11 protein-coding genes are annotated in these 12842 nt (G+C 39.3%); all 11 read right to left on the bottom strand.

Annotated features, from left to right (window positions below; all coding sequences use genetic code 11):
* Nucleotides 1–6 precede the first annotated feature (6 nt).
* The gene (locus VAHSUH02_RS07305; protein ID WP_005382562.1) at nucleotides 7–2664 is read right to left on the bottom strand and encodes a valine--tRNA ligase; all 2658 of its coding nucleotides are present in this window, start codon (nucleotides 2662–2664) and stop codon (nucleotides 7–9) included.
* A 22-nt stretch (nucleotides 2665–2686) separates the two neighbouring features.
* Nucleotides 2687–3571, bottom strand: a complete 885-nt coding sequence (tatC, locus tag VAHSUH02_RS07310; RefSeq protein WP_005382560.1) for a twin-arginine translocase subunit TatC — start codon at nucleotides 3569–3571, stop codon at nucleotides 2687–2689.
* Nucleotide 3572: 1 nt separating this feature from the next.
* Nucleotides 3573–4544, bottom strand: a complete 972-nt coding sequence (locus tag VAHSUH02_RS07315) for a polyprenyl synthetase family protein (RefSeq protein ID WP_005380584.1) — start codon at nucleotides 4542–4544, stop codon at nucleotides 3573–3575.
* The gene (gene yihA / locus VAHSUH02_RS07320; protein ID WP_005382558.1) at nucleotides 4541–5239 is read right to left on the bottom strand and encodes a ribosome biogenesis GTP-binding protein YihA/YsxC; all 699 of its coding nucleotides are present in this window, start codon (nucleotides 5237–5239) and stop codon (nucleotides 4541–4543) included. Before yihA ends, VAHSUH02_RS07315 begins: the two co-directional genes overlap by 4 nt.
* On the bottom strand, nucleotides 5239–7548 hold the full coding sequence (gene lon / locus VAHSUH02_RS07325) for an endopeptidase La (RefSeq protein ID WP_005380575.1): 2310 nt from the start codon (nucleotides 7546–7548) through the stop codon (nucleotides 5239–5241). Before lon ends, yihA begins: the two co-directional genes overlap by 1 nt.
* 65 nt (nucleotides 7549–7613) lie before the next feature.
* Nucleotides 7614–8867, bottom strand: coding sequence for an ATP-dependent protease ATP-binding subunit ClpX (gene clpX / locus VAHSUH02_RS07330; protein ID WP_005380648.1), 1254 nt, complete (start codon nucleotides 8865–8867; stop codon nucleotides 7614–7616).
* Between the two features lie 12 nt (nucleotides 8868–8879).
* Nucleotides 8880–9473: an ATP-dependent Clp endopeptidase proteolytic subunit ClpP gene (gene clpP / locus VAHSUH02_RS07335; RefSeq protein ID WP_005377316.1), complete on the bottom strand. Its 594-nt coding sequence runs from the start codon at nucleotides 9471–9473 to the stop codon at nucleotides 8880–8882.
* Between the two features lie 34 nt (nucleotides 9474–9507).
* Complete coding sequence (gene tig, locus VAHSUH02_RS07340) at nucleotides 9508–10812, bottom strand: trigger factor (protein ID WP_005377404.1); 1305 nt, start codon at nucleotides 10810–10812, stop codon at nucleotides 9508–9510.
* Nucleotides 10813–10970: 158 nt separating this feature from the next.
* Nucleotides 10971–11426 carry a CBS domain-containing protein gene (locus VAHSUH02_RS07345; RefSeq protein WP_005377414.1) on the bottom strand — a complete coding sequence of 152 codons (456 nt, stop codon included), beginning with the start codon at nucleotides 11424–11426 and terminating at the stop codon, nucleotides 10971–10973.
* A gap of 107 nt (nucleotides 11427–11533) precedes the next feature.
* Entirely contained in the window at nucleotides 11534–12013 is a 480-nt protein-coding gene (gene rlmH, locus VAHSUH02_RS07350; protein ID WP_005377364.1) for a 23S rRNA (pseudouridine(1915)-N(3))-methyltransferase RlmH, read from the bottom strand.
* A gap of 13 nt (nucleotides 12014–12026) precedes the next feature.
* Nucleotides 12027–12836: an MBL fold metallo-hydrolase gene (locus VAHSUH02_RS07355; protein ID WP_005382554.1), complete on the bottom strand. Its 810-nt coding sequence runs from the start codon at nucleotides 12834–12836 to the stop codon at nucleotides 12027–12029.
* Nucleotides 12837–12842 lie beyond the last annotated feature (6 nt).

Here is a 12842-nt window from a genome sequence, read left to right on the forward strand (position 1 = left end):
AACCTCCTATAAGGTTTTTAAGAATTCTTCACGTTCTAACAACGCTTGTTGTTTTTGTTTATATTCTTCTAGTTTTTCTTTTTCTTTTGCTACAACTGCTTCTGGTGCTTTTGCAAGGAAACCTTGATTGCTCAATTTACCTTCTAATCGTGCAATTTCTTTTTGCATTTGACCTTTTTCTTTTTCGATACGTTCTTTTTCTTTATCTGCATCGATAAGATCCTTCAAGAGAAGATATACTTCCATACCATTTACAACAGTTACGGTTGCATTTTCAGGTTTTGGATCATCAGCACCTAGAATAGTTACCTTTTCAGCCCATGCAAGTGTTACGAAATAATCGCTATGCTCTGCAACGGCCTCAGCAATAGACACATCAGTCGGTGCTACAATAACTTCGGCTTTTTTGCCCAAAGGTACATTCATTTCGGCGCGCATGTTACGAATACCTTTAATAGCATCCATCATGATTTCCATTTGACGTGCAGCCTCTGTAAGATTTGTGAAAGCTAATGCTTCTGGCCATTTAGCAATCACAATGCTTTCACCTTCATGAGGCAAGTGTTGCCAAATATGTTCTGTAACGAATGGCATAAATGGATGCAACAATTCAAGCATATGACGCAAGATTGTTACAAGCAAATATTGTACAGTGCGACGATCGCGTTCATTAGCATCGCTATACAAACGAGGTTTTGCAAGTTCAATGTACCAGTCGCAATAGGTATTCCAAATGAAATCATATACGGAGCTAGCCGCTTCACCAAGCTCAAATTTATCAAGATTTGCAGTAATACTTGCTACGGTTTCATTGTATTTTTCGACAATCCATTTATCAGCCAATGTTAAATCAGCCTCAGTAGGAACGAAACTTTCATCATAATTCGTCAAATTCATGAGAACGAATTTAGAAGCATTCCAAATTTTATTTGCAAAGTTGCGGTTTGCTTCCACACGTTCCATGTAGAAACGCATATCATTGCCCGGTGTATTACCTGTTACAAGTGTAAAGCGCAATGCATCAGCACCATATTCGCCGATTACATCTAATGGATTAATACCATTGCCTAAGGATTTACTCATCTTGCGGCCTTGGCTATCACGTACAAGACCATGAATAAATACATGTTTGAATGGAATTTCATGTTCAAACTCAAGAGCCATGAAAATCATACGAGCAACCCAGAAGAAGATAATATCATAACCAGTTACGAGTACACTTGTTGGATACCATTGTTTAAGCTCTGCTGTATCTTTAGGCCAACCCATGGTAGCAAATGGCCATAAACCAGAACTAAACCATGTATCAAGCACATCTGGATCTTGTGTTACATGTCCATGACAATGAGGGCATTCTGTAATGTCTTCACGGCTAACAATCGTTTCACCACAGTCATCACAATACCACGCTGGAATACGATGACCCCACCATAATTGACGAGAAATCGTCCAGTCGCGGATGTTTTCGAGCCAATTTACATATGTTTTAGTAAAACGTTCAGGAACGAATTGAACTTCACCATCTTTTACAACCTTCAATGCTGGCTCTGCAAGAGGTTTCATATCTACGAACCATTGTTTAGAAACCATTGGTTCAATAATTGTTTTACAACGGGAACAATGGCCAACCGCATGGTCATGATCTTCGATTTTTTCTAGCAATCCTAATTCATCAAGCTCAGCTACCACTTGTTTACGCGCTTCTTCGCGTGTCATGCCGTTAAATTTACCAGCACCTTCGTTCATTGTCGCATCATTGTTCATAACAACGATGGATTCTAAGTTGTGACGTTGACCCATTTCAAAGTCGTTAGGGTCATGGGCTGGTGTAATTTTTACACAACCTGTACCAAAGCTTGCATCTACATAGTCATCAGCAATAACAGGAATTTCACGATCAACAAATGGCAAAATTAATGTTTTACCAATTAAATCTTTATAACGGTCGTCTTCAGGATTTACTGCTACCGCTACGTCGCCGAACATTGTTTCAGGACGTGTTGTCGCAACGATAACAAAGCGACCTTCTTCACCTTTTACAGGATATTTAATATGCCATAAATGACCGTGCTCATCTTCGTGTTCTACCTCTACATCAGACAACGCTGTTGCACAACGAGGGCACCAGTTGATGATGCGTTCACCACGATAGATCAAACCTTTTTCATAAAGGCTTACAAATACTTCACGTACTGCATGATAGTATCCTTCATCCAATGTAAAACGTTCACGGCTCCAGTCACAGGATGCACCTAAGCTGCGAATTTGTTTAACAATGGTATCGCCATATTCTTTCTTCCATTTCCAAACGCGTTCTACGAATTTTTCACGACCTAAATCATAGCGAGATTTGCCCTCTTCTTTAGCGAGCATTTCTTCTACCTTGATTTGTGTAGCAATACCAGCATGGTCTGTACCAGGCATCCATAATACATTGTAACCTTGCATACGTTTAAAACGAATCAAGATATCTTGTAATGTATTATCTAGCGCATGCCCCATATGCAACATACCTGTTACATTTGGAGGCGGTAATACAATGCTAAATGGTTCCTTGTCAGTGTCTACTTCTTCGTGAAAGTAACCTTGGTTTTCCCAATAGGAATACCATTTACTTTCGATTACACCAGGATTGTAGGTGGTTAAATTTTCGTAGGTTTTCATCGTTCCTCCTGAAAGTAAGTACTTATCGTTTCATCACTTTAGCTAACACAAAGAGGCTAGTTTCATATAATAATATCATCGGCAATGCAATCATGGTTTGTGAGAACATATCCGGTGTAGGTGAAATTACTGCACCTATAATAAAGGAAAGCAAAATAAATATTTTGCGTTTCTTCTTTAAGAATTGGGATGTAATTAAATTAAAATATCCCATAATGATAATGACCAATGGCAGTTCGAATATAAAGCCGAACGGTAGTACAAAGGCCAATACAAAGTCCATATATTGACCAATGGAAAACATCGGTTGCAATTCATCGGTGGCAAAGCCCATAAAGAACTTAACCGCAGCAGGCAACACTAAGATATAGGAAAAGAAAATACCTGTTACAAACAACAAAAAGGCTACTGGTAAAATCCAGTTTGATAGATGTTTCTCGCGAACTGTCAATGCTGGTTTCACAAAGAGCCATATTTGATGCAGTATGATAGGCGATGCCAAAATTATGCCGCCTACGATGGATACCTTCATATATGTAAAGAAGGCTTCTGTAGGACGCATGTAATATAACTTGCCTGCAGGGGCTAATAAAATATCTAATAATACGTCTACATAATAATAGGCAATGCCCGTTCCTATGATAATAGCAACAACCATAATTATAATACGTCTACGAAGCTCTGATAGATGACCTACCAACGATAAATTGGCAGCTTCATCCATCATCTTTTGTTCCATCTCCGTATATAACGGCTCTGGAGCATCCTCTTTCTGTTCAGTATTTACCACGGCATATTGCTCTTGTTCTGCTTTTTGTGCTTGTTCCCGACGCTTTTGTCGAACTACGCTATCAAATGAAGGTTTCTTTATGGGATATTCGAAATCTTTAGGTTCGAAGGCCTCCATATTATACCTTTCTATCTGCTAAGTTTTGAACAGCTAATACTAAAAACTCTTTGCCATCAAAATCACGTATAGATTGTAATGCAGATAACGCATCATCACAATATTGTTGTGCGACCCGTAATGTATTATCTATACCACCCTGAGCAATAACATAATCGATAATCTCTTGTTCATTACCGCCATGATTAAGGTTCTTAATATCTTGCAACAACTGATTCTGATTGCTTTCATTAACGATACTAAGCAATGGATAGGTTAACAAGCCCTCTCGAAGGTCATTCCCCACAGGTTTGCCTGTCGTGTCTGAGGTTTCGCGATAATCCATAATATCATCGGTAATCTGGAACGCCATCCCCAACGCATGACCATATCGTTTTAGGTACATAATTTCATCACTAGACCAGCCACCTAACAGACCCCCTAGTTCCATGCAGCCCTCCATAAAGTCGGCTGTTTTCTTTTGCGTCTTTGTCATATATCGATCTATGCCTTGGTCAATGCGATACACATCTTCCATTTGCATAAATTCACCTTCCACAAGACAGGTGATGATATGAGAAAAGATCTTTAAATATTCCATATGTGGCATTTCGGATACGATACGGAATGCCTTCGCAAATAAATAGTCACCACTTAAAATGGCAACCTTATTGCCTTTGTGCTTATGAATTGTCTCTTCACCGCGACGTATTTCCGCTTGATCTAAGACATCATCATGAATCAACGTCGCTAGGTGTAACATTTCTACAGCTTCTGCAATCTTAATACGTTCCGCCTCTACCGATGTACCCGCATTGGCAATAAGCAAGCATAATTGCGCGCGCAAACGTTTACCGCCGGCCTCGGATAAAGGTCTAATCAGTGTATTAAAATCTTCAGACCCTGTGTTAAAGGATGACGCAAGAGCACGTTCAACACCCTCTAAATCAAGAGCGATGCGTTCCATCATCTCTAACTGGTTTGAATTACTCATGCTCCCTCCCCTACTAGTACTTGATTAATTCGTTGCTGCAATAACTCACGGCCCGTATGTTTCAGTGAGCTATACATAATCGGTGGAGAATCAGTTGGATACATGGCTTTAACTTTTGCTAAATTTATTGATTTCTCTTTAGCATTGAGCTTATCTACCTTTGTCACCACGATTTGAAGAGGCACACCGGCCTCAACGAGCCAATCAAACGCCACTTTGTCGATAGGCATCTCTGGATGACGCCCATCGATAAGCAAGCATAATAACATTAATCGTTCAGAATGCAATATATAATCAGATATAAATGATGACCACATATTGCGATTATCTTTATTAGTTTTTGCAAAACCATATCCAGGCAAATCAACTAAGAACCAGTGATACCGACGTTCTTCAGTTTCACTAATATCCTCTTTTGATTCAATATCAAAATAGTTTATCGTCTTTGTTTTCCCTGGCTGTCCACTCACAAGAGCAAGGCCACGATAATTACATAAGGAATTAATCAATGAGGATTTGCCCACATTAGAGCGTCCTAAAAAGGCTACTTCTACCGTATCCCCTTCAGGATATTGATCTGCTTTTACACAGGATGTATTATATTTTGCTGCTATAATGCGAGGCCCCTTAATTTCTTTTCTTGTATATTGTGGTTTTGGCCCCATATGTTTTGTGGATTTTTTCTTCTTTTGCATTATACAAGTGCCTTTGCTAAAACTTCATCCATTGTCTTAACAGGTGTGATGATAAGACCTTCTTTTACACTATCTGGTAATTCAGGAATATCCTTTTCATTACCTTTTGGAATTAAAACCTCTTTCACACCGTATAACAATGCTGCCAACAATTTCTCTTTAAGACCGCCAATTGGTAATACGCGGCCACGCAATGTGATTTCACCAGTCATAGCGAGATCAGCGCGCACCTTACGTCCCGTCAAGGCAGATACCATTGCTAATGTCATCGTAATCCCTGCTGAAGGACCATCCTTTGGTGTTGCCCCTTCTGGAAGATGAACGTGAATGTCTAACTTTTTATAGAATTCTTCATCGATTTTCAAGGATTTTGCATTATGACGAATATAGCTCATAGCAGCATGACCGGATTCTTGCATTACTTTACCAAGGCTACCGGTTAGTGCTAGTTTGCCAGTCCCTGCCATTGTTGTCGCTTCACAAGGTAATACTACACCACCTACAGAGGTCCAAGCAAGTCCGTTAACATAGCCCACTTGAGGTTTCTTTTCACGTTCTTGATCGATAAAGATAGGTGCGCCTAAGTATTCGTGTAAATTCTTGACGGAAACCTTCGGAGTTTCAATATCTTGTTCTACCACTTGGTAAGCCATTTTTCGGCATACTTTAGCGATAGTTTTTTCCAAGGTACGAACGCCAGCTTCACGAGTATATTCGGATACAATTTTCTTTAACACTGCATCAGATAGTTTAATCTTATTATCTTTTAAACCGTTCTTTTCGATTTGTTTAGGTGCTAAATAGCGCTTAGCGATTTCTAATTTTTCATCTTCCATGTAGCTTGAAAGCTCAATAATTTCCATACGGTCTAATAATGGGCCTGGAATATTAGAGGCCACATTCGCCGTAGTAATCCAGAATACATCGGAGAAATCAAATGGAATTTCAATAAAATGATCGCTAAATGTACTATTTTGTTCCGGATCCAACACTTCTAATAATGCAGAAGATGGATCACCTTTATAATCGGATGCCAATTTATCGATTTCATCAAGCAAGAATACAGGATTACGTGTACCTGCATTTTTAATGCCCTGAATCATACGACCTGGCAATGCGCCAATGTATGTACGACGATGGCCACGAATTTCAGCTTCATCGCGAACACCACCTAAGGATGCGCGTACGAATTTACGATTCATCGCTTTAGCAATAGATGAAGCTAACGATGTTTTACCAACACCAGGAGGTCCTACTAAGCAAAGGATGGAACCGCTATTTTTACCTGTCAATTTGCGAACTGCCAAGAATTCTAAGATACGTTTCTTAACCTTTTCTAAGCCATAATGATCAGCCTCTAAAATATCTTTTGCTTCATTGATATCTAGACGATCATCGGTAACATCGTTCCATGGTAAACTTAGCACCCAGTCAAGATAATTTCTAAGAATGGTCGCTTCTGGCATCATTTGTGGCATGCGGCTATAGCGAGAAATTTCTTTATCGATACGATTGTGAACCTCTTCGCTCAAATTAAGAGCTTTTAATTGTTCTCTTAATTCATCTGCTTCTTCCTCAGGGTCGCCCTTATCACCCAATTCATCATGAATGACGCGAATTTTTTCACGCAAGAAATATTCTTTTTGTGTTTTTTCCATAGCTTGACGAACTTGATTGTTGATGGAATTCTCCAAATCAGAAATTTGTAATTCCATATTAAGAATGCCTACAATCATGTTCAATCGTCTTGCAACAGATAATTCTTCTAGTAACTCTTGTCGTTTTGCATTATTAACAGGCAGCATAAATGCTACTTGATCGGCTAGTTCACAAGGGTCACGCAATTCCATAACGCGTGTAACGCCTTCTTCAGTGATTGTTTTAGCTTCATCAGCCCATTCATTGAATTTAGACTGTACTAAACGACGATACGCCTCAAGTTCTACATCATCTTCGAAAATGGATGCTACACGTTCATAGTCCCCTACATAATAAGGATCCATGCTCGTAATGTTCATAACACGAATACGAGTAATACCTTCAACGAGAACACGAACAATACCACCTGGTAAGCGCAACATTTGTTTAATTTTTACAAGTGTACCCATTTGGGCTAAATCATGAACGGTAGGTGCATCTACAGAATCATCCTTTTGGGATACTACTGCCATAATGCGATCTTCGTTCATTGCGGCTTCTACCGCTTTGATGGATTTGTCTCGACCGATATCGAGGTGAATCACGATATTCGGATATACAACCATCCCTCTAAGGGGAACGGTAGGAATACCTACTTCGAGTAAATTCATATGTCCTCCAAGGATTTATATTATGAAAAGAAACTCATTCCTACACAGAAATGAGTTTCTTCGAATTACGATTTCAGCTGGATGTCTTTGTCTGCCTCATTTTTGAGTATAGGTTCACCTGTGCCCTTTACGGCTTCTCTGGTAACTATGCATTTTGCCACATCATCCATAGATGGAACTTCATACATAACATACTTCATTACCTTCTCAATAATGGCACGCAAACCACGAGCACCAGTTTTACGCTGTAATGCTTCATCAGCGATTTCTTCTAATGCATCATCTTCAAATGTTAATTCTACACCATCAAGGGATAGAATTTTTTCATATTGCTTAGTCAATGCATTTTTCGGTTTTGTAAGAATTTGGACCAATGCATCCCGATCTAATAGGTCTAATGTTACCATAACAGGCAAACGACCAATAAATTCAGGAATCAAACCAAATTTCAATAAATCTTCAGGTACAACCTCTTTGAGAATCGCAGATACATCGCGTTCTTCAGCACGTTGTACATCAGCACCAAAACCTAATGTTTTCTTAGCGGTACGTTTTGTAATAACCTTATCCATGCCATCAAATGCGCCACCACAAATAAAGAGAATATTAGTAGTATCGATTTGTAACATTTCTTGATTAGGATGCTTACGACCACCTTGAGGTGGCACCGAAGCAACGGTACCTTCTAAGATTTTTAAAAGTGCTTGTTGCACACCTTCCCCTGACACGTCACGTGTAATGGAAGGATTTTCAGACTTACGGGCAATCTTATCGATTTCATCGATGTAAATAATACCGCGTTCAGCCCGTTCAATATCATAATCGGCGGCTTGAATGAGTTTTAATAGAATATTTTCTACATCTTCCCCTACATAGCCAGCCTCGGTTAAGCTTGTTGCATCTGCAATTGCAAATGGAACCTCTAACATTTTTGCCAATGTTTGAGCCAATAATGTTTTACCACTACCTGTAGGTCCAATAAATAGAACATTGGACTTTTGTAGTTCTACATCATCTACCATATTATCTGTTTGTAGACGTTTGTAGTGATTATATACTGCCACCGCAAGGGAAACTTTAGCATCATCTTGACCAATGACATATTGATCAAGATGAGCTTTAATTTCTTTTGGCGTTGGCAATTCTTTTAATTTAAAGTCTTCTGTACCGATGTCACCAAGTTCATCTTCAATGATGCGTTCACAAACTTCTACGCATTCATCACAGATGTACACATTAGGACCGGCCACTAGTTTTCTTACTTCATCACTTGTGCGTCCGCAAAAGCTACAACGCATAGTATCTTTATCTTTTGCCAATGAGCGCCTCCATTACTTGCTTTCTAGAGTATCGCGAGTTAACACCTCGTCAATCAAACCGTATTCAACGGCATCTTGGGCACTCATGAAGTTATCACGATCAGTATCACGTGCTACCACTTCAATATCTTGGCCACTGCGAGCTGCTAGGATACCATTTAACTCTTCACGCATACGAAGAATTTCACGGGCATGGATTTCGATTTCAGATGCTTGACCTTGTACACCACCCAATGGTTGGTGAATCATAACGCGCGCATGAGGCAATGCAAAGCGTTTTCCCTTTGCACCGGCTGTCAATAATACAGCCCCCATACTTGCAGCAGAGCCTACGCAAATGGTAGACACATCTGGTTTAATATATTGCATCGTGTCATAGATAGCCATACCAGCAGTTACAACACCACCTGGGCTATTAATATATAGATGAATATCTTTATCTGGATCCTCTGCTTCTAGGAAAAGCATTTGGGCAATCACCGCATTTGCAACATTATCATCAATAGGTCCACCTAAAAAGATAATGCGATCCTTTAATAAGCGAGAGTAAATATCATACGAACGTTCACCACGTTCGCCTTGTTCAACTACGATTGGTACATACATATAATCACCCTTTCATGTACCTAGTGAGCAAGCATTATTCTGCTGCTTCTGCACCTTTTGCATTATCGATGATGAATCGAGCTGCTTTTTTGCGAGCTACAGAGCCTGCTAACATAGCTACACGACCTTCTTTTGCAATAATATCCCAAACTTCTTTAGGATCTGCCCCAAAGTTTTGAGCCATAATGAAGATTTCGCGATTCATATCATCTGGAGTTACTTCGATACCTTCAGCAGTTGCAATAGCATCCAATACTAAATCAGCGCGTACATTTTCAGCTGCGGAATCTTTGTATTCAGTGCGTAAATCTTCGATAGTTTTATTGGAGAATTTCAAGTAGTCATCAAGTTTCAAGCCACGGCCTTCCATGTTCATAGCCAATTCTTGAATCATTTGTTCTACGCGATCATTGATCATCACTTCTGGAATATCTACAGTTGCATTTTTAACAGCTGCTTGGATCAAATCAGCATTGTAAGTGTCGATGGCACGACGGGATGCTTCTTCTTCCATTTTAGCGCGAAGATCGTTTTTCAATTCTTCAATTGTTTCGTAAGAGCTTGCTTCTTTTGCGAATTCATCGTTCAATTCAGGCAATTCTTTACGTTTAATATCATGGATATGAGTTTTGAATTCTGCTTCTTTACCAGCTAATTCAGCTACGAAGTAGTCTTCTGGGAATGTTACTTTTACAGTTACATCATCACCAGCTTTTGCGCCGATCAATTGATCTTCGAAACCTGGGATGAAGCTACCGGAACCAATTTGTAATGGGTAGGATTTACCTTCGCCACCATCAAATGGTTTACCGTCAACAGAACCAGCGAAATCGATTACTGCGAAGTCGTCTTTTTGAATTGTAGCGCCTTCTTCAGCAACAACCATTTTAGCTTGTTGTTCACGGATATTGTTCAATTGTTCTTCGATTTGTTCATCAGTTACAGTAGCGTCTTGTTTTGTAGCTTCTAAGCCTTTGTAATCGCCAAGTTTAACTTCTGGGCGTTTTGTTACTGTTACTTTGAAGATTAAATCTTTACCTTCTTCGAATTGTACGCGTTCTGTTTCTGGATCAGATACAGGAACGATATCGTTTTCACGAAGAGCAGCACTATAGTTTTGGCTAGCCAATACGTCAAATGCTTCTTCCAAGATAGCTTCTTTACCAAAGTTCATTTCCAATACACGACGAGGTGCGTGGCCTTTACGGAAGCCAGGAATGTTCACTTGGTTTGCAATGCGTTTTACCGCTTGTTTGATACCTTTGTCTACTTCTGCTGCAGGTACTTCGATAGTTAAAGTTACTACGTGTTGATCAACAGGATTTACAGTTGCTTTCATTAAAATATGTCCTCCTTGAAGGGCAAACGCCCAAATTTCTGTAGTATATTATGCACTCCTTATAATATCATAAATGAAAATTCAATGCAATTCTTAGCATTATAAGGAAACAGCCACTCATAGGGAGTGGCTGTTTAGTATTGCATATATGTAAATAATTAGTTATCTTTTGCAATCAATTTAATGATATCACGACGAGATAAAATGCCAATCAAACGGTACTCTTTATCTACAACAGGGACGTTTTTCAAATGTTGATCAAGCATAACGGATACGATTTCTTCTACATCTTTATCTGGTGTTGTAGTAATAACATCGCTAGTCATCAATTCATATACGTGGGATGCTAACAATTTTTTGAATTGTGCATTATATTCGCCAATACCATTGTAATAGATACTAGCGCCCAAAACATTTACATAATGAGGTACATGAGGGCGAACCTTTTTGTATAACAAGTCACCTTCTGAAATAATACCTAACAATTTATTTTCTTCATCCACTACAGAAACAGCTGTTAAATTATATTTAACTAATAAGTCTGCTACATCAGAAATAGGAGCATCTTTACCAACTGTAACAGGATATTTATTCATTACGTCTTGGATTTTCATAGGGAATTCCTCCTTCATATAACTTTACTCTTTATTATACTATTCGACCTTAGAGTTGAAAACTCCTTTTTCAAAAATTGTATATAAATAATATTTAGTTAAGTATATCACCAATGGTATGGTTCATTGCGATTTATCTTAGCACTGCGGTAAATCTGTTCTACTAATAACAATCGAACCATTTGGTGAGTAAAGGTCATAGGGCTAAAGGATAACTTAAATTTTACAGAACGGCGCAATTCATCACTAACGCCAAAGGCACCGCCTATGATAAAGGCCATATCGCTGATGCCGTCTACCTCTAATTTAGATACCATAGAGGCCAAATTTTCAGAAGACATCGTTTTACCATATACATCTAGCAATACAGTGTATGCCGATTTAGGAACGGCCTTTAACAACCGTTGCCCCTCTTCTACGACTACTTGTTTACGGTCCGCATCACTAGGCTTATCCCCTATTTTACTTTCATTCAATTCAGTAATTGTAACGCCTCCATAGGGGCGCATACGTTTTACAAATTCGGCCACACCTTCACGAAGGTAAGCCTCTTTTAATTTACCAATACAGATTACATGAAACTTCATACAAGATGTACCTCTAATTTTTATGAACAGACTGCATGGATACTATTTCGTTAGGTTGGCCATGCTGTAATTTCATTTCCGGTCCAATTTTTACGCCCCCATCGACGAGCATTTGACCAATCGTCTGCGTTACGAGGACAGGGTTATTATTATTTTCAGAGCGATGTGCCAAAATGACCTGCATAAAATCAGGTCGTTTCATCATAAGTAAGGCCTGTGCCGCCATTTCATTGCTCAAATGACCTTCATCACTGGCTACGCGTTGCTTTAAAAATGGTTGATACGGGCCGAAGCGCAACATCTGAGGATCATAGTTAGCCTCCAAGACTAGCAATGTGCTGTCATCTAATCGATGCAATATAGTATCCGTAATCACTCCCGTATCGGTGACAACCGTAGCCTTGTCCTTGCCAGAATATACATTGATACCTATAGGATCTGCCGCATCATGACTAACACTAAAGGGTTCCACCGTAAGATTTCCAAGCTCCAAACTACCTTTTGTCAATTCCACCAGTTGGTGTTTTGGAACGATTAACTTATCTTGGATTTCACGCCACGTGCCTTGCTTAGTATATACAGGAATATCAAAACGCTTTAATAGTTGTTGTAGCCCCGCAATATGGTCGGTATGCTCGTGGCTAATAAATATTCCCTCAATCTGGCTCATATCGATATGTAATTCTTTCAGCCCATTAACGATGCGCCGGCAACTAATACCCACATCATGTAATATTACAGAATTTCCTTTTTTTATAACTGTACAATTACCCTTGCTACCACTGGCAAGAACATGGACCTCTAAAGGTGAGGTTTCACTCATTAAACT

This window comes from Veillonella atypica KON, assembly GCF_002959915.1.
GTDB classification, from domain to species: Bacteria; Bacillota; Negativicutes; order Veillonellales; family Veillonellaceae; genus Veillonella; species Veillonella atypica.